At 74.4% G+C, this 23,500-nt stretch carries 22 protein-coding genes; 14 read left to right on the top strand and 8 right to left on the bottom strand.

Annotated elements, in window-relative coordinates:
* The first annotated feature begins 153 nt into the window (after positions 1-153).
* The 5 genes from KBX43_RS30445 to KBX43_RS30465 all read left to right on the top strand — a co-directional run bounded on the left by KBX43_RS30445 (position 154) and on the right by KBX43_RS30465 (position 3,357).
* Complete coding sequence (locus KBX43_RS30445) at positions 154-828, top strand: peptidoglycan recognition family protein (RefSeq protein WP_069088508.1); 675 nt, start codon at positions 154-156, stop codon at positions 826-828.
* Between the two features lie 91 nt (positions 829-919).
* Positions 920-1,285, top strand: coding sequence for a helix-turn-helix transcriptional regulator (locus KBX43_RS30450; RefSeq protein ID WP_064445703.1), 366 nt, complete (start codon positions 920-922; stop codon positions 1,283-1,285).
* Positions 1,282-1,923, top strand: coding sequence for an SRPBCC family protein (locus KBX43_RS30455; protein WP_210888523.1), 642 nt, complete (start codon positions 1,282-1,284; stop codon positions 1,921-1,923). The genes KBX43_RS30450 and KBX43_RS30455 overlap by 4 nt, the downstream gene beginning before the upstream one ends.
* Before the next feature lie 292 nt (positions 1,924-2,215).
* Positions 2,216-2,806: an NADAR family protein gene (locus tag KBX43_RS30460; RefSeq protein WP_069088505.1), complete on the top strand. Its 591-nt coding sequence runs from the start codon at positions 2,216-2,218 to the stop codon at positions 2,804-2,806.
* 41 nt (positions 2,807-2,847) lie between these two features.
* A complete protein-coding gene (locus KBX43_RS30465; RefSeq protein ID WP_166455959.1) occupies positions 2,848-3,357 on the top strand; it encodes an NUDIX domain-containing protein in 510 nt (169 codons plus the stop codon).
* Positions 3,358-3,387: 30 nt separating this feature from the next.
* Here the strand turns inward: KBX43_RS30465 and KBX43_RS30470 are convergent, their stop codons facing one another.
* Entirely contained in the window at positions 3,388-4,554 is a 1,167-nt protein-coding gene (locus KBX43_RS30470) for an LLM class flavin-dependent oxidoreductase (RefSeq protein ID WP_166455960.1), read from the bottom strand.
* A 141-nt stretch (positions 4,555-4,695) separates the two neighbouring features.
* On the opposite strand from KBX43_RS30470, the gene KBX43_RS30475 reads away from it, so the two are divergent.
* The 6 genes from KBX43_RS30475 (at position 4,696) to KBX43_RS30500 (ending at position 10,627) form a co-directional block, all read left to right on the top strand.
* The gene (locus KBX43_RS30475) at positions 4,696-5,670 is read left to right on the top strand and encodes a sulfonate ABC transporter substrate-binding protein (protein ID WP_043323486.1); all 975 of its coding nucleotides are present in this window, start codon (positions 4,696-4,698) and stop codon (positions 5,668-5,670) included.
* A complete protein-coding gene (locus KBX43_RS30480) occupies positions 5,667-6,503 on the top strand; it encodes an ABC transporter permease (RefSeq protein ID WP_043323484.1) in 837 nt (278 codons plus the stop codon). The genes KBX43_RS30475 and KBX43_RS30480 overlap by 4 nt, the downstream gene beginning before the upstream one ends.
* Positions 6,476-7,201: an ABC transporter ATP-binding protein gene (locus KBX43_RS30485; RefSeq protein WP_166455961.1), complete on the top strand. Its 726-nt coding sequence runs from the start codon at positions 6,476-6,478 to the stop codon at positions 7,199-7,201. The genes KBX43_RS30480 and KBX43_RS30485 overlap by 28 nt, the downstream gene beginning before the upstream one ends.
* 16 nt (positions 7,202-7,217) lie before the next feature.
* Positions 7,218-8,624 carry a selenium-binding family protein gene (locus KBX43_RS30490; RefSeq protein ID WP_210888525.1) on the top strand — a complete coding sequence of 469 codons (1,407 nt, stop codon included), beginning with the start codon at positions 7,218-7,220 and terminating at the stop codon, positions 8,622-8,624.
* Entirely contained in the window at positions 8,621-9,259 is a 639-nt protein-coding gene (locus KBX43_RS30495) for a hypothetical protein (RefSeq protein WP_113972892.1), read from the top strand. The genes KBX43_RS30490 and KBX43_RS30495 overlap by 4 nt, the downstream gene beginning before the upstream one ends.
* A gap of 84 nt (positions 9,260-9,343) precedes the next feature.
* The gene (locus KBX43_RS30500) at positions 9,344-10,627 is read left to right on the top strand and encodes a sulfite oxidase (RefSeq protein ID WP_113972893.1); all 1,284 of its coding nucleotides are present in this window, start codon (positions 9,344-9,346) and stop codon (positions 10,625-10,627) included.
* Positions 10,628-10,634: 7 nt separating this feature from the next.
* Here the strand turns inward: KBX43_RS30500 and KBX43_RS30505 are convergent, their stop codons facing one another.
* The 3 genes from KBX43_RS30505 to KBX43_RS30515 form a co-directional block, all read right to left on the bottom strand.
* The gene (locus KBX43_RS30505) at positions 10,635-11,177 is read right to left on the bottom strand and encodes an RNA 2'-phosphotransferase (protein ID WP_210888527.1); all 543 of its coding nucleotides are present in this window, start codon (positions 11,175-11,177) and stop codon (positions 10,635-10,637) included.
* Positions 11,178-11,484: 307 nt separating this feature from the next.
* Positions 11,485-12,534 (bottom strand): aldo/keto reductase, encoded by a 1,050-nt coding sequence (locus tag KBX43_RS30510; RefSeq protein ID WP_210868873.1) that lies wholly within the window; start codon positions 12,532-12,534, stop codon positions 11,485-11,487.
* A gap of 77 nt (positions 12,535-12,611) precedes the next feature.
* Positions 12,612-14,582 (bottom strand): ABC transporter ATP-binding protein, encoded by a 1,971-nt coding sequence (locus KBX43_RS30515; protein ID WP_209962232.1) that lies wholly within the window; start codon positions 14,580-14,582, stop codon positions 12,612-12,614.
* A gap of 242 nt (positions 14,583-14,824) precedes the next feature.
* Here KBX43_RS30515 and pgi point away from each other — a divergent pair, with 242 nt between their 5' ends.
* The gene (pgi, locus tag KBX43_RS30520) at positions 14,825-16,459 is read left to right on the top strand and encodes a glucose-6-phosphate isomerase (RefSeq protein WP_166455966.1); all 1,635 of its coding nucleotides are present in this window, start codon (positions 14,825-14,827) and stop codon (positions 16,457-16,459) included.
* Positions 16,460-16,506: 47 nt separating this feature from the next.
* On the opposite strand, the gene KBX43_RS30525 is transcribed toward pgi, so the two are convergent.
* Together KBX43_RS30525 and KBX43_RS30530 are read right to left on the bottom strand one after the other, a co-directional pair.
* The gene (locus KBX43_RS30525) at positions 16,507-16,917 is read right to left on the bottom strand and encodes a type II toxin-antitoxin system Phd/YefM family antitoxin (protein WP_210888529.1); all 411 of its coding nucleotides are present in this window, start codon (positions 16,915-16,917) and stop codon (positions 16,507-16,509) included.
* Between the two features lie 38 nt (positions 16,918-16,955).
* Positions 16,956-17,498 (bottom strand): GNAT family N-acetyltransferase, encoded by a 543-nt coding sequence (locus tag KBX43_RS30530; RefSeq protein ID WP_043323469.1) that lies wholly within the window; start codon positions 17,496-17,498, stop codon positions 16,956-16,958.
* A gap of 59 nt (positions 17,499-17,557) precedes the next feature.
* Here KBX43_RS30530 and KBX43_RS30535 point away from each other — a divergent pair, with 59 nt between their 5' ends.
* Together KBX43_RS30535 and KBX43_RS30540 are read left to right on the top strand one after the other, a co-directional pair.
* Positions 17,558-18,892, top strand: a complete 1,335-nt coding sequence (locus KBX43_RS30535; protein ID WP_210888531.1) for an SWIM zinc finger family protein — start codon at positions 17,558-17,560, stop codon at positions 18,890-18,892.
* Positions 18,889-21,420, top strand: a complete 2,532-nt coding sequence (locus KBX43_RS30540; protein ID WP_210888533.1) for a DUF6493 family protein — start codon at positions 18,889-18,891, stop codon at positions 21,418-21,420. The genes KBX43_RS30535 and KBX43_RS30540 overlap by 4 nt, the downstream gene beginning before the upstream one ends.
* Position 21,421: 1 nt before the next feature.
* Here the strand turns inward: KBX43_RS30540 and KBX43_RS30545 are convergent, their stop codons facing one another.
* On the bottom strand, positions 21,422-21,874 hold the full coding sequence (locus tag KBX43_RS30545) for a hypothetical protein (protein WP_210888534.1): 453 nt from the start codon (positions 21,872-21,874) through the stop codon (positions 21,422-21,424).
* A gap of 64 nt (positions 21,875-21,938) precedes the next feature.
* On the bottom strand, positions 21,939-23,093 hold the full coding sequence (locus KBX43_RS30550; RefSeq protein WP_307851635.1) for a hypothetical protein: 1,155 nt from the start codon (positions 23,091-23,093) through the stop codon (positions 21,939-21,941).
* Between the last annotated feature and the right edge of the window lie 407 nt (positions 23,094-23,500).

Genomic DNA, 23,500 nt, shown 5'->3' on the forward strand with positions numbered 1-23,500 from the left:
GCTGGGGCACGTACTCGTTCTGGCAGTGGTCCTCCTCCGGGGTCTTCCCCGGTGACCAGAACGTGTGGAACGGCTCGCTGGACCGGCTGCGCGTGCTGGCCTGCAACGGACCCTGCTGACCCCGGCCGTACCTCACCCCACGAGGAGGCTGCGATGTCTGTTCCCGTCCACCGGCGGACCGTGCTGCGCGGCGCGGTCCTGCTCGGCGCCGCCGCCGGCGTCGGCGCGCTGACCCAGATCGGCTCCGGCCCCGACGCGCGGGCCGCTGCCACCCGGGTCGACCAGCCGACCATCGCCAACTGCGCGACCTGGGGCGCCCGCCCGCCCTCGTCGCCGGTGAGCGTGGTGGCCAGCCGGCCCAACAAGATCATCGTGCACCACACCGCGTTCCCGAACACCACCGACTACAGCCTCGCCCAGGCGTACCGGAACTCCCGCGACATCCAGAACCTGCACATGGACGGCAACGGCTGGCTCGACTCCGGGCAGCACTTCACCAACAGCCGGGGCGGCTACCTGACCGAGGGCCGGCACGGCAGCCTCTACGCGCTGCTGCACGGCCAGACCATGGTGCAGGGCGCGCACTGCGTCGGGCAGAACAGCCAGGCCATCGGCATCGAGAACGACGGCATCTACCTGGATGTGCAGCCGCCCCAGGCGCTCTGGAACAGCCTGGTGACGTTCTGCGCGTTCACCTGCCAGCAGTACGGCATCGCGCCCACCGAGATCTACGGACACAAGGACTTCAACGACACGCAGTGCCCGGGCCTGCTGCACGACCGCCTGCCGGAGCTGCGCCGTACCGTCGCCGCTCGTCTCGGCGGCTGACCACGGGGGTACGCGGGACGCCCGGGTGCGACGGGCGTCCCGCAGCGCGTCAGTGCTCGCTTATATAAGCCTCGTCTGATACAAAGGGGTCGTGCACGCCTTCGACGTTCTCGGCGACCCGGTCCGCCGCCGGATCCTGGAACTGCTCGCCGACGGTGAGCAGCCCGCCGGGGCGCTCGGCGAGACCGTGCGGCGCGAGTTCGGCATCAGCCAGCCCGCCGTCTCGCAGCACCTCAAGGTGCTGCGCGAACACGGCTTCACCACGGTGCGCGCCGACGGCACCCGCCGGCTCTACGCCGTGGACCCCGGCCCGCTGCGCGAGATCGACGCGTGGCTGGACGGGTTCCGCCGCTTCTGGACGCCGCCACTGGCCGCGCTCGCCACCGAGCTGGCCCGGGGCCGCCGCGAACGACGGCTGCGCGCAGACGACACCGACGACGAGAGGACCGAACCATGATCGACGTGACCGGACAGATCAGCGCCGTCGAGCGCCGCATCGGCGACCGCACGCTCCCCGCCGGGCAGGCGCGGGTACTCACCATCGCCCAGACGTACGACGCGCCGGTGGACGACGTCTTCGACGCCTGCACCAACCCGGAACGGATACCGCGCTGGTTCCTGCCGGTCTCCGGCGACCTGAGCCTCGGCGACCGCTACCAGCTGGAGGGCAACGCCGGTGGCACCGTCGAACGCTGCGACCCGCCGCACGGCTTCGCCGCCACCTGGGAGTTCGGCGACGAGGTGAGCTGGATCGAGGTGCGGCTGCGCGAGGCCGGCCCCGGGCGTACCCGCTTCGAGCTGGAACACGTCGCGCACGTCGACGACCAGCGGTGGGCCGAGTACGGCCCGGGCGCGGTCGGCATCGGCTGGGACCTGGCGCTGGTCGGGCTGGCCTCCCACTTCGCGGCCGACGGCACGGGCGTCGACCCGGCCGCCGCAGCCGAGTGGATGGCCTCACCCGAGGGCCTCCGTTTCGTCACCGAGTCCAGCAGGAGCTGGACGGAGGCAAGCATCGAGGCCGGCACCCCGGCCGAGGAGGCACAAGCCGCGGGCGAGCGCGTCACCGCGTTCTACACAGGCGCCCCCACGCCCTGACCCTCCTCTCCCCCCTCCCCGCCCTCTCCCCTCCCCCTCTCTCCTCGTCGATCTTGCGGTTTGGGCCCTCAGAATGTCCGTTTGACGGAGTTTGCGGGGCACCAAATCGCAAGATCGACGGGTTCGGTCCAGCTCTTCGAGATCTTGGAAGGAAAGGGTCGCCATAGGAGCCTTTTCCTTCCAAGATCTCTTCGCATCTCGTGATGTGGAGCAGGCCTCCCCAAGCTGGACATCCGTCGTTGTCCCGGCGGAGATGCGGGTGATCGTTGCAGGGGCGAAAAGCGGCGGTGGGATGTCGGTGGGGTGGGGCAGACTGCGGGGCATGCCGATCCGTTCCGTCGCCGACCTGACCGCCGCGCTCGACACCGGCGCGACGTTCAAGTATCTGCGCTTCTGGGGGCACCGGCCGCAGCGCGACGGCGGTGTCGGCGCCGGTTGCCTGAGCCAGTGGTGGCCGGCGGCGTTCACAGTGGACGGCCGGGAGTTCGCCACCGCCGAGCACTGGATGATGTGGCACAAGGCCACCCTCTTCGGTGACCTGGCGGTCGCCGAGCGGGTGCTGGCCGCCGGGCACCCGCACCGGGCCAAGGCGCTCGGCCGGCAGGTGCGCGACTTCGACGAGGCGACCTGGGCGGCCCGCCGCTACGAGATCGTGGTGGCCGGCAGCGTGGCCAAGTTCGCCCAGCACGAGCCGTTGCGGCGGTTCCTGCTCGGCACCGGCGACCGGGTGCTCGTCGAGGCCAGCCCGACGGACCGGGTCTGGGGCATCGGCCTGACCGCCGACGACCCGCGCGCCGCCGACCCGGCGACCTGGCGGGGCGACAACCTGCTCGGCTTCGCCCTGATGGAGGCGCGCGCCCAGCTCGCCGGCCAGAGGGGGTGACGTCTGACCTCGGGCGGCAGGTGCGGGTAACGTGCTGCGGCGTGACCCCGTACTCGCACTGCTCCTTCTGCGGCGCGGCCTACCCGGCGGGCGCCGGGTGGCCGCGGGTCTGTTCCTCGTGCGGCGAGACGGTGTGGCGCAATCCGCTGCCGGTGGCGGTGGCGGTGCTGCCGGTCCGCACGCCGGAAGGGCTCGGCGTGGTCGTGGTGCGCCGCGACATCGAACCGGCCCGGGGGCTGCTGGCGCTCCCGGGTGGCTTCGTCGAGTACGGCGAGGAGTGGTCCGAGGCGCTCGTGCGGGAGCTGCGCGAGGAGACCGGGCTGCTGGCCGAGGCCGGCGAGGCGCGGCTGTTCGCGGTGCACGGCGCTCCGGCTGGCGGCACCATGATGGTCTTCGGGGTGCTGCCCGAGCGGGCTATCGGTGACCTGCCGCCGTCGGCGCCGACCGAGGAGGCCACCGAGTGGCTGGTGCTCACCGATCCGGTCGAGCTGGCCTTCTCCACGCACACCCGGGTGCTCGCCGATTTCCTCGCCGGGCAACGCCCGCTCTGACCGGACCGGCCCCGGCAGCGTGCGGCGCGGTCAGCCGCGGGCCGGAACCGGCTGGGGTGAGAACGGCACTGCGGCCGGCGCCTCGATCTCCGGCTCGCCGGCCGGGTGCCGCCACAGCCCGCGCCGCCGCAGGATCGGCAGCACGCCCTCGCCGAACCAGTACGCCTCCTCCAGGTGCGGGTGACCGGAGAGGATGAACTCGTCCAGGCCGAGCGCGTGGTACTCGGCGATCCGGTCGGCGACCTCGGTGTGGCTGCCGACGAGTGCGGTGCCCGCGCCGCCGCGTACCAGCCCGAATCCGGCCCACAGGTTCGGCGAGACCTCCAGCCCGTCGCGGGAGCCGCCGTGCAGGTCGAGCATCCGCCGCTGCCCCTCGGACTCGCTGCGTCGCAGCCCTTCCTGCACGGCGCGCACGTCGGCCTCGGGGATGCCGTCGAGCAGCTTGCGCGCCTGGGCCCACGCCTCCTCGGCGGTGTCCCGGCTGATCACGTGCAGCCGGATGCCGTACCGCAGCTCGCGGCCGGCCCCGGCGGCGAGCCCACGGATCCAGTCCAGCTTGCCGGCCACCTGCGCGGGCGGTTCGCCCCAGGTCAGGTACACGTCGCTGTGCCGGACGGCCACCGGCCCGGCCGCGCCGGACGACCCGCCGAAGTAGACCGGCGGCACCGGGTCGGGCAGCCGGCCGAGCCGGGCGCCCTCGACCTGCACGTGGGCGCCGTCGTGGTCGACCGTCTCGCCGCGCCACAGCGCCCGCACCACGTGCAGGAACTCGTCGGTACGCGCGTAGCGGGCGTCCTTGTCCAGGAAGTCGCCGTACGCGCGCTGCTCGGCCGACTCGCCGCCGGTGACCACGTTCAGTAGCAGCCGCCCGCCGGACAGGCGCTGGAACGTGGACGCCATCTGCGCGGCGAGGGTGGGTGAGAGCAGGCCGGGCCGGAACGCGACGAGGAACTTCAGCCGCTCGGTGACCTCGGTGAGCATGGCGGTGGTCAGCCAGGCGTCCTCGCACCAGGCGCCGGTGGGGGTGAGCGCGCCGGCGAAACCGAGCTGTTCGGCGGTGCGGGCGATCTGCCCCAGGTACGCCACGCTCGCGGGTCGCGCGCCACCGGCCGTGCCGACCGGTACGCCGTGTCCGCCGCCCACGATGTCCCGGCTGTCGCCGTAGGTCGGCAGGAACCAGTGGAAGGTGAGCGACATGGGGGCCTCCGGTGCGCGTCGGACGGGCCGTCTCCTGAGTGGTGGGACGACCGCGCCGACAGACTACCCATAAAACCTATCGGGTTGGTAGGTTGCTGTCGCCCGTCGATGGCCGGGTCCATCCCTCCCCGAGGAGTCGCCATGCGTACCCCCAGAACCCGCCGCCGGCCGGTGGCCGCGCTGCTCACCACCCTCGCGCTGCTGGCCGCGACGGCGCTGACGGCCTGCGGCGGCGAGGCGGCCGACGCCAGCGGCGGCGGCAGTGACGGCCCGCTGCGGATCGGCTACCAGCGCTTCGGCGGGCTCAGCCTGGTCAAGGCGCGCGGCGACGCGAAGAACGTCACCTGGTCGCTGTTCGAGAGCGGCCCGGCGCTGACCGAGGCGCTCAAGGCCGGCTCGATCGACATCGGCCAGGTCGGCGAGGCCCCACCCGTGTTCGCCGCCGCCGGCAAGATCCCGTTCTCCGTGGTCGGCACGTCCCAGCCGATCCCGCAGGGCGAGGCGGTTCTGGTCAAGGCGGGCAGCCCGTATCGTGGATTCGCCGACCTGCGCGGGAAGACGGTCGCGCTGAACAAGGGCTCCAACGTGCACTGGCTGCTGGTCAAGCTGCTGGAGGCGAACCGGATGACGCTCGCCGACATCAAGGTGAAGTACCTCAAGCCCGCCGAGGGGCGGCCCGCGTTCGACAACGGGCAGGTCGACGCCTGGATCATCTGGGATCCCTACTTCGCGCTGGCCGAGCAGCCCGGCGTACGGGTGCTCGCCGACGCCACCGGCCTGGCCGGCAACCGCGAGTACGTGCTGGCCGCGCCGGACGCGGTGAAGAACCGCACCGCCGACGTACGCGCGTTCCTGGACACGTACCGGCAGACCACCGACTGGGGCATCGCCCACCCGACCGAGCGGGCCGCCGTCCTCGCCCCGGAGCTGAAGATCCCGCTCGACGTGGCCACCCGGGCGCTGGCCCGCAGCGCCAAGCCGCTCGCCCCGGTCACCCCGGAGATCGGCGCCGAGTTGCAGGCCATCGCGGACAGCTTCGTGGAGCTGAAGCTGGTGCCCGGACCGGTCGACATCGCCGGGCGGGTGGACGGCCGGTTCAACGAGGCGTTCCAGTGAGCGGTCCGGCGCTGGCCGAGGCGATCCCCGCTGTCGTACCCGATCGGGCGACGCCGCGGCGGTCCCGGGCCCGCGCCTCGCGGCGGTGGCGGCGCGCGGTGAGCCCGGTCGTGCTGGTGCTCGCCTGGGAGGTCGCCGCGCGCACCGGCCTGCTCGCCGCGGAGAAGCTGCCCGCGCCCAGCGCGGTGCTCGCGACCGGGTGGCGGCTGGCGCGCGACGGGACGCTCGGCGTGCACCTGCTCGACTCGCTCACCCGCGCCGCGCTCGGCCTGCTCATCGGCGGCGGCCTGGCGCTGGTGCTCGGCGCGGCGGCGGGGCTGCTGCGCCTCGGTGACGACCTGGTCGACCCGCCGGTGCAGATGGCCCGGATGCTGCCGCACCTGGGCCTGGTCCCGCTGCTGATCATCTGGGTCGGCATCGGCGAGTCGCTGAAGGTCACGCTCGTCGCGCTCGGCGCGTTCTTCCCGATCTACTTCAACACGTACGCCGGCATCCGCGACATCGACGAACGCCTGGTCGAGGCGGCGCGCACCTGCGGTCTCGGCGCGGCGGCCCGCCTGCGGCACGTGGTGCTGCCCGGCGCGCTGCCGTCGCTGTTCCTCGGGCTGCGGCTGGCCATCGGCGCGGCCTGGCTCAGCCTGGTCGTCGGCGAGCAGGTGAACGCGCAGACCGGCGTCGGCTTCCTGATGATGGAGGCACGCGAGTTCAGCCAGACCGACGTGGTGGTGCTCGGCCTGCTCATCTACGCGCTGCTGGGGCTCGCCTCCGACCTGCTCATCCGGTACGCGGAGAGGAGGACGCTGGCGTGGCGACGCGGACTGCGCGCGACCTGACCGGGCCGGTGCTCACCGCACGCGCGGTGACCCGGGCGTTCGGCCCGGCGGTGGTGCTGGCCGGGGTGGACCTGATCATCGGCGCCGGGGAGACGGTGGCGCTGCTGGGCGGCAGCGGATCCGGCAAGAGCACGCTGCTGCGCGTGCTCGCCGGGCTCGACGGCGACGCGGGCGGCGAGCACGCGGTGCACGGCACCGCCGCCGTGGTGTTCCAGGAGCACCGGCTGTTGCCGTGGAAGCGGGTCGCGGACAACGTGGCGCTCGGGCTGACCGGGCCGGACGTGGGCGACCGGGTCGGCCGCGCGCTGGCCGAGGTGGGGCTCGCCGACCGGGGCCGGGCCTGGCCCGCCGAGCTGTCCGGCGGGCAGGCGCAGCGGGTCGCGGTGGCCCGCGCGCTGGTCCGCGAACCGGACCTGCTGCTGCTGGACGAACCGTTCGGCGCGCTGGACGCGCTGACCCGGCTGCGCATGCAGGGGCTGCTGCGGCGGCTGCGCGCCCAGCACGGCTTCGCCGCGCTGCTGGTCACCCACGACGTGGAGGAGGCGCTGCTGCTCGCCGACCGCGTCCTGCTCCTCGACGACGGCGTGATCGCCGAAGAGGTGCCGGTACGCCTCGGCCCCACCCCGAGCCCCGACGACCCGGCCCTCGGCGCGCTGCGCCGCCACCTGCTCGACCGCCTCGGCGTACCCGCCGGCTGACCGCGAGGGAGAACCGATGACCCGCTGGACCCCCGACCCGACCTTCTACCCCTCCCCCGCGCTCGCCGCCACCGCGCCGGCCGAGAAGCTCGCGTACGTCGCCGCGTTCGACCGCGCCGGGCAGCGCCCCGACGCCATCGCGGTGCTCGACACCGACCCGGACTCCGACTCGTACGGCCGGGTGGTGGGCTGGACCGAGCTGCCGAACACCGGCGACGAGCTGCACCACTTCGGCTGGAACGCCTGCAGCAGCGCGCTCTGCCCGACCGCGCCGCACCCGCACGTGGAACGCCGCTACCTGATCGTGCCGGGCCTGCGCTCGTCCCGGATCCACGTGCTCGACACCAAGCCCGACCCGCGCCGCCCCGAACTGGTGAAGGTGATCGGCCCGGAGGAACTCGGCAAGCGCGCCGGATACTCCCGCCCGCACACCGTGCACTGCGGGCCGGACGGCATCTACGTCTCCGCGCTCGGCGGCGCGGACGGGCAGGAGGGACCCGGCGGCATCGCCGTGCTCGACCACACCACCTTCGAGGTACGCGGCGCGTGGGAGGCCGACCGGGGGCCGCAGTTCCTGGCGTACGACTTCTGGTGGCACTACACGCAGGACGTGCTGGTCACCAGCGAGTGGGGCACGCCGTCGATGATCGAGGACGGCATCGTCGGGGAACTGCTGCTGGGGCGGAAGTACGGGCACGCGATCCACTTCTGGGACCTGGCGAAGCGCCGGCACGTGCAGCGCGTCGACCTCGGCGACCAGTACCAGATGCCGCTGGAGCTGCGCCCCGCGCACGACCCGACGAAGTCGTACGGCTTCGTCGGGGTGGTGATCAGCGTCGAGGACCTGTCCGCCTCGATCTGGCTGTGGCACCGCGACGGCGACGCCTGGGCGGTCACCAAGGTGATCGACATCCCGGCCGAGCCGGCCGACCCGGCGGACCTGCCGGACCTGCTCAAGCCGTTCGGGGCGGTGCCGCCGCTGGTCACCGACATCGACCTGTCAGTGGACGACAGGTTCCTGCACGTCTCCTGCTGGGGCACCGGAGAGCTGATCCGCTACGACGTCAGCGACCCGTTCCACCCGGTACGCGTCGGCTCGGTGCGCCTGGGCGGCATCGTCAACCGCACGCCGCACCCGGCGTACCCGGACGAGCCGCTGGCCGGCGGCCCGCAGATGGTCGAGATCAGCCGCGACGGCCGCCGCGTCTACGTCAGCAACTCGCTCTACGGCGCCTGGGACGACCAGTTCTACCCCGACGGGGTGGGTGCCTGGGTGGCGAAGCTCGACGTCGACCCGGAGCACGGCGGCCTCGTGCCGGATCCGCGGTTCTTCCCGCGCGGGGAGGAGTTCCGCGGCCTGCGCGTGCACCAGACCCGGTTGCAGGGGGGCGACGCGTCGTCCGACTCGTACTGCTTCCCGTGACCGGCGCGACCTGGGCGGCGCTGGCCGGCCTCGGCGCGTTCCACGGCCTGAACCCGGCGATGGGCTGGCTGTTCGCGGTGGCCCGGGGCCTGCAGGAGCGCCGCCGGGCGGCGCTGCTGGCGGCGCTGCCGCCGATCGCGGCCGGTCATCTGGCGTCGGTGGCGGTGGTCGCCGCGCTGGTCAGCGCCACCCGGTCGGTGACGGCGAGCACTGCGGTCGCGGTGGCCGGCGGGGTGCTGCTCGTCGGGTTCGGGCTGTGGCGGCTGCTGTCCGACCGGCACTTCCGGTGGGCGGGCATGCGGCTGTCGGCCGCGCAGCTCACCGCCTGGTCGTTCCTGATGTCGGCGGCGCACGGCGCGGGCCTGATGCTGCTGCCGGTGCTGCTCGCCGAACCGGCGGTCGGCGGCGGCCCGCACGCCGGACACCTCGCCGCCGCGCCGGCCGGCGCGCTGACCGGCCTGTTCGCGGCGGCCGTGCACACCGCCGCCATGCTCGGCGTCGCGCTGGCCGTGGCCGTGGCCGTGTACGAGGTGCTCGGCGTCGGTGTGCTGCGCCGGGCCTGGTTCAACGTCGACCGGCTCTGGGCCGGCGTGCTCGTGGTGGCCGGGGTGGTGACGCTGATCGGCGCGGCGTGACCGTGCCGCCGACCTGCTATGGATCGACGGGAAGTCCTACTGGTTGAATAGGAAAGGCAGCGTCGCCCACCCCGGAGGTCAGCCGTGAGTCAGTCCTCGTCCTCAGCCGAAGCCGTCCACGACGCCGACCGGAGCCGGCAGTGGCTCGCCGGGCAGGCACACGGGCCGGGCGTCGACCGTGACCGGCTGCTGGAGGTGGGCGCGGCGATGGCCGCGGTGACCGCCGCCGCCGCGGAGCGCGAGCCGGTAGCGGTGGCGTCCGCGCCGGTCGGCGTCGACCCCGGCGCGCCGATCGTCAAGCCGCTGCCGGCGGAGCTGCTGCGCCCGCTGGACACCAACGCCGAGATGCGCTGGCCGTCGATGGCCGGCCAGGGGTACGTGGTCCCGATCGACCGCTTCTTCGTCCGCAACCACACGGTCACGCCGCACCTGGACGCGGCCACCTGGCGGCTGCGCCTGTTCGGCGACGGGCTGCGCGGCGCGCCGACCCGGGACGACGCAATCGAGTTCGACCTCGACGAGCTGCGCCGGCTGCCCGCCGAGGAGCACGCGGCGCTGCTGGAGTGCGCCGGCAACGGGCGCCGCTACTTCGCCGAGCAGCAGGGCGACCCCGCCCCGGGCGTGGCGTGGGGGCTGGGCAGCGTCGGCGTGGCCCGCTGGCGGGGCGTGCGGCTCGGCACCGTGCTGCGCCTGGCCGGGCTGCGCGACGAGGCGGTCGACGTGATGCCCGAGGGCCTCGACCCGGACTACGTCTCCGGCGGGGTCAACCTCGGCCGGGTACGCCGTCCGATGCCCATCGCGAAGGCGCTGGACGACGTGCTGCTGGCGTACGAGATGAACGGCGAGCCGCTCCCAGCCGACCACGGTTTCCCGGTGCGGGTCGTGGTGCCCGGCTGGGTCGGCATCGCCTCGATCAAGTGGGTGGGCGCGATCGAGGTCTCCACCACCCCGCTGTTCTCGCCGTGGAACACGCAGTTCTACCGCATGTTCGGCCCCGGCCACCCCGCCGGCGGCACCGCGCTCACCGCCCAGCCGGTGCGCAGCGCGTTCGAGCTGCCCTGGGACGCCCGGCTGCCGGCCGGTGAGGAGGTGCTGCTGACCGGCCGCTCCTGGTCCGGCAACGGCCCGATCGCGCACGTCGAGGTGGACACCGGCGACGGGTGGCGCCCGGCCGACCTGGTCACCGCGGACCGGGGCGGCGCCTGGCAGCGCTGGACCGTCCGCTGGCGCCCGCCGGCCACGGGCCGGCACACGCTGCGTGCCCGGGCCACCGACTGCACCGGCGCCGTCCAGCCCGACCGGGCCGCCGTGAACGACCTCGCATACCTGTTCGACGCCGTGGTGGCCCACCCGGTCACCGCCTGCTGACCGCCGCTCAGGTGGCGCCGAGGTAGGCCGGCGGCACGGTGTCGGTGAGCCACACCCCGTTGGCCGAGCGGTAGAACAGGTACCCCGCCTCGGCCATCGCCGCCGCGTCCACCGTCAGCACCACCACCGCGCCGCCCCGGCGCGCGCCGACGCGCCGGGCCGTCGCCACATCAGGTGACAGGTGTACGTGGTGACGCCCGCCCCGGCGCAGCCCCTGCGCCCGGATGGCGTCCAGCACGGCCTCGCCGGTGCCGTGGAACAGCCGGGGCGGCGGCGCGGCCGGGGTCAGGCCGAGGTCGACCGGAACCGAGTGCCCCTGGTTGGCGCGGATCCGGTCGGCCCCGTCCGGACCGGTCTCCACCGCGAAGCGCTGCTTGTCGTTGCCCGCGACCACGGCGTCCAGGTGGGCGCGGCTGATCCCCAGCCCGGCGAGCACGTCGGCCACCGGCACCCAGCCCGCCCGGTCGAGCCGCAGGCCGTACGCGTCGGGCCGGTGCCGCAACGCCAGCGACAGCCGCTTGCTCACCCGAACAAGATCGCGATGTTCCACCCGCCCAGTGTGGAGCCACGCCCCTGCCCTGTCGACGCAGTTCCCCACCCGCACCCCCTCGCCCCTCCCTCTCGCCCCTCCCCGGCCCCGCCTCGCCCCTTCCGCAGCGCCTCCCCGCGCCACCTCGCCCCACGTTTCCGCCCCGCCCACCGCACCCGCCTCGCCTCGCCTCCCCTCGCCTCGTCGATCTTGCGGTTTCGGCCCCTCGGGTGCCCGGTTTACGGTCTTTTGCCGGGGCAGGAACCCCATGATCGGCGAGATGGAGGGCTGAGGGCCGGCGGGGCGGGCGGGCGGGAGGAGCGAGGGGTCAGGCAGCGGCTCGGTCCGGGAGGGGGCGGCGGCGGTGGGACGGGTCGGTCAGCGTGGGCGGGGACCAGGCGCCGTCGGGCTGGTAGAGGTTCGTGCCCGGTGGGACGATCTCGTCGATGCGGTCCAGCACCGCGTCGTCGAGCGTCAGCTCCGCCCCGGCGAGCAGAGCGTCCAGCTGGTCCATCGTGCGCGGCCCGATGATGGTCGACGTGACCGCCGGATGCACGGCGGTGAACGCCACGGCGAGCTGCGGCAGCGTGCAGCCAACCTCGTCGGCGAGCGCGACCAGTTGCTCGACGGCGGCGTACTTGGCCGCGTTGCCCGGCAGCGCCGGGTCGAACCGGGCCGGGGTGAGCGCCGGACGGCCGGCGCCGAGGTCGACGGGCCGCCCCTGCCGGTAGCGGCCGGACAGGAACCCGGAGGCCAGCGGGCTCCACACCAGCACGCCCATCCGGTAGCGGCGGCACACCGGCAGCACCGACGTCTCGACGCCGCGCGCCAGGATCGAGTACGGCGGCTGCTCGGTGCGGAATCGGCCCAGCGCACGCCGCTCGGCGACGTGGTGCGCCTCCACGATCTCCTCGGCCGGGAAGGTCGAGCAGCCGAACGCGCGGATCTTCCCGGCCCGGACCAGGTCGGTGAGCACGCCGAGCGTCTCCTCGACGTCCGTGGTGTGGTCGGGGCGGTGCACCTGGTAGAGGTCGATCCAGTCGGTGCCCAGCCGGCGCAGGCTGTCCTCGACCGCACGGACGATCCAGCGGCGCGAGTTGCCGCCCCGGTTGGGCCCCTCCCCCATCGGGAAGTGGACCTTCGTGGCGAGCACCACGTCGTCGCGGCGGCCACGCAGGGCCTTGCCGACGATCTCCTCGGACTCGCCGGCCGAGTACATATCGGCGGTGTCCACGAAGTTGACGCCGCGGTCGAGTGCCGCGTGGACGATCCGGGCGCAGTCGTCGTGGTCGGGGTTGCCGACCGCGCCGAACATCATGGTGCCGAGGCAGTGGACGCTGACCTCGATGCCGGTGCCGCCGAGGACGCGATAGCGCATGTGAGCTCCCTGGTTCGCACCGCGCCGGCCGGATGGCGCGCGGTCCGGTCACGGTAGGAGTTCGAGTGCGCTGGAGGTCAACCGTCGGCGGCGGGTTCCGCGCTGCCGGCGAGGTAGCCGGCCGCCTGCAACTCGAACAGCTCCCGGTAGAGCCCGCCCTGGGCCATCAACGTGTCGTGGTCGCCGGACTGCACGAGCCGGCCGTGGTCCATCACGAAGATCCGGTCGGCGTGCCGCACGTTCGCCAGCCGGTGGGTGATCAGCACGACGGCCCGGTCCGGGTGCCGCCGCAGATGCTGGAAGAGGGCGTGCTCGGCACGCGCGTCCAGCGCTGCGGACGGCTCGTCGCAGATCAGCAGCCGGGCGTCGCGGTAGAGGCCTCGTGCGGCCACCAGCCGCTGCCACTGCCCGCCGGACAGGTCCTGGCCGTCCTTGAACTGCCGGTCCAGCAGCGTGTCGTACCCGAACGGCAACTCGCTGATCATGTCGTGCGCGGCGGCGTCGCGGGCGGCGGTCTCCACGCTGGGGCCAGGCCCGTCGGCGCGGTCGTGGCGGCCGACGCGGATGTTCTGCCGGGCGGTGAACGGGAACCTCCACCAGTCCTGGCTCATCACCGCGACCTGGGCGGCGGTCTGCCGTGGGTCCAGTTCGGCGGTGTCCACGCCGTCCCAGCGGATCGTGCCGCCGGTGGGCCGGTAGAGGCCGGCAATCAGCTTGGCGAGCGTGGTCTTGCCGGAGCCGTTCTCCCCCACCAGCGCGATCACCTCACCGCGCCGGAACGTGAGGCTTACCTCGTCGACCGCCGCCGTGTCGGTGTCCGGGTAGCGCAGGCTGACCCGCTCGACGTCGATGCGCGTGAACCCGTCGACGGGCAGGTGCCCGCCGGCCGGGATCCGCCGGGTGGCCCGGTCGAGGAAGTCGCGGTAGTCCTGGTAGTAGAGCGCGTCCTCGTAGAGCGAGTTGGTGGCGAAGATCGCGGTGCGCAGGCTCGTACGCGCGGACTGGAGCGCGAGCAGCGCGGTGGCCGCCGCCGCCAGCGCGACCACGCCGCCCATCAGCAGCCCGCCCAGTACGGCGTAGACCGCGAACGCGGCCACGCCGGTCACCGACAGGCCGAGTCCTCGGGTGACGGTCTGCGAACGGGCCAGCCGGAGCTGGGCCTGGGTCTCGACGGTCATCATCCGGTGGTACTCGGCCAGCAGGAAGTCCCGCATCTGGTAGGCACGGATCTCGGCGGCGGTGTGCCGATCGGCCATCAAACGGGCCAGCAGGTACATCCGGCGGCGACGGGTGATCCAGGCCAGCAGCGCCAGGTACTGCCGCCGCGCCAGTTTGACCGCGGTGACCGCCTCGGGCACCGCGGCGAGCAGCAGGCACGGCAGCAGGACGGGCTGGATGACGGTGACCGCGGCGGCGGTGGCCAGCACACCCACGACCCCGGTCACCAGGTTCACGGTGTGGTCCACGATCGACGCGGCCTCGGCCATGCCCCGATCCCGGGCACGATCCATCTCCTCGGCGAAGCCGGCGTCGTCGAACGCGGCGAGTTCCACAGCGGTGGTCGCCTCGAACAGCCGGAGTTCCACCTGGTAGTTGATCTGCGGGATGAGCCGCGCCTGCGCCCAGCCGGCGGCGACAGTCAGCGCTCCCCGGGCCGTCACGGCGGCGGCCGCGAGCAGGAGCGCGGGCAGGGCCGCCCGGATCCGGTCCGGTGTGGGCCCGTCGGCGAAGAGTTGCCGGAGCACGCCGGTGGTGGCGAGCAGGCCGAAGGTGGTGAGCAGGCCGGCGACCACGTTGAGCCCGATCGAGGCGAGCGTGTCTCGGCGGCTGGTCGCCCAGGCCAGGCCGATGGCCTCGCGGACGAGGGCGGGCAGCCGGCGCGCCACCGACCAGAAGCTGGTGTGGGCGAACTCGGTGGCGCGGTTCATCCAGTGCCCGTCCGCCAGCTCCGGCAGCGACGTCTCGTCGCCCGCCGCGCTCCCGGCCGGGGCGGGCTCGTCCGGCGGGTGCTCGTCCGAGGGGCGCCGAGGACCGAAAACCGCTGCCATACGCGTCTCCTCCGGTACGCCGACGACTCCGGAGCTTACGTTCCGCAATCGACAGATGTCTCCCCGTGTTCGGCGTGTCGTACAGGCGTCCCAACCGCGTGTCCACCGGGCGGCGGGCGAAAGACCGCCCGCACGGTGGTCGCCGCCGGGTCGCGTCGCGCGCGACGGTCCGGGTGGCAGGCTTGTGGGGTTCGCCGGCGCAGGCCGGCCGACCGCCCGTCGTGAAGGAGAAGATCGACCCGATGGCTGTGGACGTCACCACCACCGACGAATGGCAGGCGCTGCGCAAGCACGCCGAGGCGATGCGCGGCACGCACCTGCGCGACCTGTTCGCCGCCGACGGGCAGCGGGGTGAGCGGCTCACCGGTGAGGTCGCCGACCTGCACGTGGACTACAGCAAGAACCTGATCACCGACGAGACCGTCGCGCTGCTCGGCGCGCTCGCCGAGCGGATCGGGCTGGCCGACCGGATCGCGGCCATGTTCGCCGGGCGGCACATCAACGTGACCGAGGACCGGGCCGTGCTGCACACCGCGCTGCGCCTGCCCGCGGACGCCTCGCTCACCGTGGACGGCCAGGACGTGGTCGCCGACGTGCACGCCGTGCTGGACCGCATGTCGGCGTTCGCGCAGCGGGTGCGCTCCGGCTCGTGGCGCGGCCACACCGGCGAGCGGATCACCACTGTGGTGAACATCGGCATCGGCGGCTCCGACCTGGGACCGGTGATGGCGTACGAGGCGCTGAAGGCGTACCGGGACGCGGGCATCAGCTGCCGGTTCGTGTCGAACATCGACCCGACCGACATCCACGACAAGACCGCCGACCTGGACCCGGCGAGCACGCTATTCGTGGTGGTCTCCAAGACGTTCTCCACCCAGGAGACGCTCGCCAACGCCGACCAGGCGCGGCGCTGGCTGCTCGCCGGGCTGGACGCGGACGACGACGCGGTGGCCCGCCACTTCGTCGCGGTCAGCACCAACGAGCAGCGGGTCCGGGACTTCGGCATCGACCCGGAGAACATGTTCGGCTTCTGGGACTGGGTGGGCGGGCGCTACTCGCTGCCGTCGGCGGTCGGCCTGTCGGTGATGCTGGCCATCGGGCCGGAGCGGTTCCGCGAGATGCTGGCCGGCTACCACGCGGTCGACGAGCACTTCCGGTCCGCTCCGGTGGAACGCAACGTGCCGGCGCTGCTCGGCCTGCTCAACGTCTGGTACACCGACTTCCTCGGCGCGGAGACCCACGCGGTGCTGCCCTACTCGCAGTACCTGCACCGCTTCCCCGCCTACCTGCAGCAGCTCACCATGGAGAGCAACGGCAAGTCGGTACGCGTCGACGGCTCGCCGGTGACGTACCCGACCGGGGAGATCTTCTGGGGTGAGCCGGGCACCAACGGCCAGCACGCCTTCTACCAGCTCATCCACCAGGGCACCCGGCTGATCCCGGCGGACTTCATCGCGTTCAGCCGGCCCAACCACGACCTGGGCGACATGCACGACCTGTTCATGTCGAACTTCTTCGCCCAGACCGCCGCGCTGGCGTTCGGGCGGACCCGGGAGCAGGTGGAGGCCGAGGGCACCGCGCCCGAGGTGGTGGCGCACCGGGTGATGGCCGGCAACCACCCGACCACGTCGATCCTGGCGCCGAAGCTCACCCCGTCGACGCTGGGCCAGCTGATCGCGCTCTACGAGCACATCACGTTCACCGAGGCCGCGGTCTGGGACATCAACGCCTTCGACCAGTGGGGTGTGGAGCTGGGCAAGGTGATGGCCAACCAGCTCGCGCCGAAGCTCACCGGACCGGACCCGGACCTGGCCGACGTGGACACCTCGACCGCCGAACTGATCCGCCGCTACCGGGCCGAGCGTGGCCGGAGCTGACCGCGTACCCGTGGCGTCCCGCGCGCGACCGGCCGGGACGCCACGGGTCAGCGGCGCAGCAGGTCGGCGTGCGCCGCGCGCAGCCGGATCAGCGCCGGGTCGCCGGCCGGGGCGCGGCGGTCGAGTTCGGCCCACGCCTCGGCCAGCGCGTCGGCGAGCGCCCGCAGCTCGGCGGCGTGCCGCCGGCCGGACTGCTGGTGCAGATCCTCCAGTCGGCGGGCCCAGCCGGCGCTGATCGCGGCGACGCGTTCGGCGTCGGCGCGCGCCTGGGCCCCGGTGCGGGCGGCCGGCGCGGGCACGATCGCGGCGATCGGGCGGGAATCGCCGTCGCGGGTGACGAGGGTGACGGTGTCGGTCAGCTCGGCCAGGGAGACGAGCTGGGTGAGCCGGGTGCGGACCTCGCGCAGCGGCAGGGCGCGCGGCTGCGGGGACCGGTCGGCCAGTGCGGGGACAGCCATGGACACATGTTCACGTCCGGGTACGACAGTTTCGGCGGTCAGGCCGTCCACTCCGGCGCCAGCACCGACCAGACCTCCATGTCGGCGCGGCCCTCCGGCGTCGCGGCGGCCCCGCGCAGGACGCCGTCGCGGCTCATGCCCAGCCGCTTGGCGACGGCGATGCTGCGGTCGTTGCCGGCCTTCGTGATCCACTCGACCCGGTGGATGCCGCGCTCCCGCACCGCCCAGTCGATGATCACGCGCGCGGCGCGGGTGACCAGGCCCTGCCCCTCGGCGCCCGGTTCCAGCCAGCAGCCCGCCTCGCACACCCCGCGCGCGGTGCTCAGCGACACGAACAGCACGCCGCCGACGAGCGTGCCGCGCTGCCAGATGCCCCAGAGGCCGCCGTCGTCGCGGGCCCACCGGTCGGCGTACGCCTGGAGGACCTTGCGGGCCGACTCGGCGTCGGTGGCGACGAAGGACGCGCCGACCCACGGCGAGATGTGCTCGCGGCAGCGGTCGAGGTTGGCCAGGAACTCGTCGGCGTGCCAGGGCGACAGTGGACGCAGCTCCGCGTCGTCGGTGAGGGCGTGGGCGAACATCCGAGGAAGCTAGCAGGACCGTCGCGCTTTTGTCGGTCGGTCCCTCTACGGTCTGCGCCGTGAACGCCGTCCAGACGTACCGATACCTTCAGCCGTCCGCGCTGCGCGCCGCCGGTCTCGATCTGCAGACCTGCGGCGGCCCGGCGGCCAACCCGCGCTTCTTCGCCGGGTTCCTCACCGCCCCGGCCGCGGCGGCGGCCGGGCTGCTCGCCGTCGCCGAGGTGGCCCGCACCCGCTACCACCAGCCGGTCAACCCGGCCAGCCTGGACCCGGTGGTCACCGGCAGCCGGGGCCGCCTGCGGTTCGAGTCGTTCTCCGGCTGCTGCGGGGTGTACGCCCGGATGGACGTCCTGCCGGCCGGGCTGGACGGCGAGATCAGCGGCCACGGCACCACGAACGTGGACGTGAACCCGCCGCTGCGGGAGGCGCTGGCCCGGGTGGGCGGCATCGAGCCGCTGCACGTGGCGGTCGGCCCGGACGACCTGACCGTCTCCACCATGGACGGCTCGGTGGTCGAGCGGAAGGTGCCGCTGCCCGGACGCTGGCTGCGCGGCTTCGCCGAGGTGCACGTGCTCACCGCCGGCTTCGAGCCGCGCGCCGAGATCCCGGCGACGGAGGCGGCGGCGTTCCTGCGCCGGCTGCCCGCCGCGACGGACCGCAGCGTGCTGTGGGCGGTGCCCGCCGGGCGTACGCTGCGGCTGACCTCCCGGCCGGCGCCGGGCGCGGTCTGCCTGGCCGGCGCGGGCCGGCTGGCGGCGCTGCGCGGCGTGCTGCGCCACGCCCGCACGCTGCGGGTGTACGGCCCGGCGGTGCGCGCCGGATCGCCGGCCGTGCCGAGCACGTGGGAGCTGGACACCGGGGCGCTGCGGGTGTCGCTGACGCTGTCCCCCGAGCCGTACCGGGGGTTCTCCGGCGAGGGCGCGGCGCTGGCGGCGCTCGCCGGTGACGACGTGGTGGACGACGCGGAACTGGTGGGCGCGCTGCTCAACTGGGATCCGACGATCGACGTGGCCGCGCTGGCCGACGCCGCCGCGCTGCCCGACGGGCGGGTGCGTGCCGCGCTCGCCCAGCTGGGCACCGCCGGGCGGGTCGGGTACGACGTGGCGGACGGGGCGTACTTCCACCGGGTGATGCCCTACGACGCGGGCCGCGCGGAGCGGGACAACCCGCGGCTGCTCGGCGCGCGGGCGCTGGTCGAGCGCGGCGCGGTCGAGCGCGACGGCGAGGACGCGACGGTACGCACCGACGCCGAGGTCTACCGGGTGCGCCGCCACCCGGACGGCGCATACTCCTGCACCTGTCGCTGGTGGGCGCGGCACCGCGGGCAGCGGGGGCCGTGCCGGCACGCGCTGGCCGTGTCGATGGTCGCGGCGCCGGTGGAGGTGCTGTCGTGACCGGGTTCGTCGAGGCGGTGGTGCGCGGCAGGATGTCCGAGGTCCGCTCCGCCCTGGCCGGGTTGGACGAGCCGGCCCGGCGGGCGCTCGGCGACGAACTGGTCGCCGACGTGCGCCGCAGGCGGGACGCCTGGTGGTGGCAGGGCGAGGCGGCGACGCTGGCGGTCGCAGCGGTGGGGACGCTGAGCACGCCGACGAAGGTGGCCGCGCTGCTCGGCCGCCGCTCGGTCTGGCTGAGCGGCGTCGACGCCGCGCCGGTGGTCGACGTGGCCCGGGAACGCGGGGTGACCTGGCTGGCGGACGTGGCGTACAAGCTGGCCGACCGGCTGCCCCGGGACCGGATGCTCGCGGGCTGGCGGTTCGTCGCCGGTCTCCTGCTGGCGGAGAAGGCGCCGCCGCCGACCGCTGACGACTTCGTGCGTGGCTGGGCCGCCGCGCAGGGCTGGCCGGCCCCGCGCGGGACGCGCCTGCCGACCGTGGACCGGCTGCGGGCGGACCCGTTCCTGGACGCGCTGCTGCCGCGCCTGTTCGAGGTGGACGGCGTGGGCACCGAACTGGCCCGCGGCGACGGCGCGGGCACGGACGCGGATGCCCTGCCCCGTGCGCTGGCGGCGCTGGCGGCGGAGGGCCGGCTCGACCGCGCTGCCCTGCTCAACGGCGTGCTCGGCCGGCTGCTGCGCGGCGACCGGCCGGCGGCGCTGCGCCCGTTCCTGGCCCTGCACGACCTGCTCGCGCCGACTCCGGACGAGGTGGCGGTGCGGTCGAGCGCCTACCTGCGGCTGCTCGCCGACGGGCCGGGGCCGGTGGCCCGCGCCGCCCAGCGGACGCTGCGGGAGGCCGGTGACGCCGCCGAGCCGGAGGCGCTGTGGGAAACCGCCCGGACGGTGCTGGCCCGGCCGGAGAAGGCGCTGGTCCGGGCACAGTTGACCTGGCTCGACCGGCTGGCCCGGCAGCACCCGGATCAGGCCACGGAGGTCGGCGCGGTGCTCGCCGTGGCGGCCGGTCACCCGGACGCCGGACTGCGCGAGCGCGCGCTGGCGCTGGCGGCGCGGCACGGTCACCGGCCAGAGGCGGTCGCCACCGTGGCCGAGCCTCGTGACGACCTGCCGCCGCCGCTGCCGGCGCCGGCCGCGCCACCGCCGATCGCCGACGTGGACGAGCTGGTGGAGGAGGTGGCGGCGACACTGCGCGGACTGTGGCCGGCCTCGGTGCTGGAACGGGTCATGGACGGGCTGCTGCGGCTGGGCACCCGTGACCGCGACCGTCTCGAGGTCGCGCTGGCGCCGGTGCTGCGCCGGGAGCAGGTGGCCGAGTACGAGCACATCTGGGCCCGGTCCGACCCCTCGTTCGAGATCGACCGGCTGCTGCTGTTCGTCGCGCGTATCGGGGACGCCACCCGGCGCCGCGACGGCTGGGCCTCGACGCTGGCTACGGCTGGTGGCGGGCCTGCCGCGGTGGCCTCCGGCCGCCCCGCGCCGATGTGGCTATACCGCCTCCGGCTGGCCGAGGCCGGGCAGCGCCTGGACGGCCGTGACGATCCAGGGTTGTTGTCCGCGCCCACCTCGGCCACCGGGGCGGTCGAACCGCAGGTGCTCTACGATCGGCTGGCGGCGCTCGGCGACCGGCCGTACTGGAGGTGGGACTACACGCAGGCGTTGTTGCGCCTGCCGGCCGGGGTCGACGAGCCGCTTGCGGCCCGCGCCGAGGCGCTCGGCACGCCGGGCGGCGTCGAGCTGGCGGCCTGGCTGCGCGGCGGTGGCGTGCCGGCGCCGGTGCAGGAGGTGGTGACGGTGGGCCGGCGGGACCGGTCCGGCCGCTACGACTGGAGCTACGACCAGTTACCGGAACGACGGCGGCTCGTCGCGCTCACCCCACCGGCCGACGTGGACGACCGGTTCGGCCTGCTCACTGTGCGGCCGGCGGCGATCGGCCGCCGGATCTTCGACGCCGGGCACCTGTGGCCGGCCGTCCTGCCCGGCCACCGGGGCGTGGTCGCCGCCCAGGTCCTTCCCGAGCTGGCCATGGCCGCCCAGGAGGACTTCGCCGGGCGTGGGCCGGTCCTGCTGGCGCTCGCCGAGTGCACTGGTGCGGGCGGGCCCGCGCTGGACCTGGCCGTGGCGTACGGGCTGTGCGCCCGGCACGAGGCGGACCGGGTGGCCGCGCTCGACGCGCTGCTGATCCTGGCCGCCGCCGGTGACCTGAACGCGCCGGCGGTGGGCGGGCATCTGGGCGAGATGGGGGCGCAGGGGCAGGTGATCCTCACCCGGGCCGTCACGCCGCTGCGGGACGCGCTGGCGGCGGGCGCCCGGCTGAGCGTCTGGCGGCTGCTCGCCGCGGCGTTGCCGCCGCTGCTGGCCGGGCCGACGCCACCGCGGGGCACGCCGGACCTGCTCGCGCTGGCGGCGGAGGCGGCGACCGCGACGGGCGTCCGGATCGAGGTACCAGGGCTGGCCGACGTGGTGGCCCGGGGCGGCAGCAGCCGGCTGGTCGCCGAGGCCCGGCGGCTCGCCGCCGCCCTGGCCGCCTGAGTCAGCCGCCCCCGTCGCCGGGCAGGTAGGCGCACAGCGCGTCGAACTGCGCCACGGTCAGGTACGAGGGATTCGCCGCCTGCGGCTGCCGGAGCACCTCGGCCCCGGCCAGCCGCGGGTCGGCGCGCAGCACCTCGCGGCGTACCCGCAGTGGCTCGTCCAGGATCGTCAGGTCCAGCGGCGCGGTCCACGGCTCGCCCGGCGCGCCGGGCTGCGGCGGGGCGGCGATCCGCCCGACGCCCCAGACGCCGTACGGCGTCCGGCCCCGGCTGCCGCTGGCCCAGAACACCACCGGCTGGCCGACGCGCATCAGGCGTACCCGGTAGCCGGGGCGGACGCACCAGCCGGTGACGCGCGGGTCGGCGGCGAAGCGGGCCGTAAGGTCCACCGCGTCCGCGTTGCCCTTGATCAACCAGGCGCCGAGGTCGTCCAGGGTCACCCGCCGATCGGTCATCAGCCCATTCTGCGGTCCGCCCGGGCGGAGCGCCGGACGACGGGGCGGCGGGCCGGGGCGGTCGTCAGATGATCAGGTGGGTCCAGTAGGTGAGCCAGACCGCGAACAACGCGCCCTGCAGCAGCGCCAGCGCGGCGGTGAGCCAGCCGTCGAGGCCGGGCCGGCGAGCCCAGCGGGCCAGCACGAACGCGACCGGGAACGCGGCGAGCAGGTAGCGCAGGAGGCTCTTGTACACCGGCGGCCCCATCGACAGTGGCACCAGCACCACGACGAGCGTGTAGACCAGGTACGGCCAGTCGGCCCGGCGGCGCAGCCCGACGACCGCCACCACCAGCGTCGCCACCGCGATCCACACCCGCAGCGCGTCGGCCGAGTTGCCGCCGGTCAGCGCGGACACCGCCGTCGCGACGGGGTTCTGCAACCGGATCGCCCAGCCGGTCTCCTGCGCGTGCTGGTAGGCGAACCAGTCCCCGCTCTGCCAGCGGCAGAACGCCATGAACGTCAGCCAGCCCGCCGGCACCAGCACCAGCGGCCAGCCCTCGCGCAGCAGTCGCGGCCACGCGCGCGGGCCGGCCCGCCAGCCGTGCTGGCGGAGCAGCACCAGCGCCAGCGGCGCCACCACGAGGAAGCCGACGGAGCGGCTCATCGCCAGGAAGTAGCCGACCACGCCGACGACCAGCCAGCGGCGTCGTTCGGCGTACCAGAAGGTGGCCAGCGCCAGGCAGACGAACAGGGACTCGGTGAGCGCCGCCTGGAACAGGAACGCCGTCGGCAGGAGCAGCAGGTACCGGACCGCTCGCCGGCCGTCGGCCGGTGCGGCGCCGCCGAGCAGCCGGCCCCCCAGCCGGTACGCGAAGTAGAGCTGCACCACCAGCGCCACGTTGCTGACCAGCAGCAGAGCCCAGGCGGTGTGACCGCCGAGCAGCGGCGCGAGCGGCCGGGCCAGGAACGGATAGAGCAGCGGGAAGCCGAAGTCCGGCCACGGCCGGTCCAGTGGCAGCCGGGCCAGGTGCTCGTAGAGGAACGAGTCCCAGGCGAACCAGAGCGAGAACCAGCGGTGCGACGAGATCGCGTCCTGCTGCTCCCGCATCCCGGTCTCGCCGGCCGGCGGCGCGCCGGGCACCCCGTCCCAGGCGGCCAGCACCAGCACGCCGAGCAGGCTGAGCACGAGCTTCGAGCCGACGAAGACGGCGAACACGAATCCCCACGGCTCGGGCACCCCGCGGACGACCCGGATTCCACGCGACCACCACCGGGTACGCCCGGAGCGCGCCCCGACGGCAGGGCCGGCCGCCCGTTCAGATTCGGCCGCGCGTTCAGATTCGGCCGCGCGGAAGGATTCGGCCGCGCGTTCGGGGTCGGCCGCGCCACCGGGATCGACCCGCCGCTCCTCCGTCATCGCGCTCCCACCGGTCGGCCCCTGGCCGACGGCCCGGCCGGAAACCCGGCCCGCATTCCCCATCCGTCCCCGCCCACACCCGTCCCCGCCGGCACCCGTCCGGCCCACACCCCTCCGGCCTGCCCCGTCCAGCCCGCCCACACACCTGTCCGGCACGCCCCCATGCCCGCGTCGATCATGAGGTTGGCGGCGACAAATCTGACACCAAACGCCGTCAACTTCATGAT

The organism is Micromonospora sp. C41 (assembly GCF_018070485.1).
Classification (GTDB): domain Bacteria; phylum Actinomycetota; class Actinomycetes; order Mycobacteriales; family Micromonosporaceae; genus Micromonospora; species Micromonospora chalcea.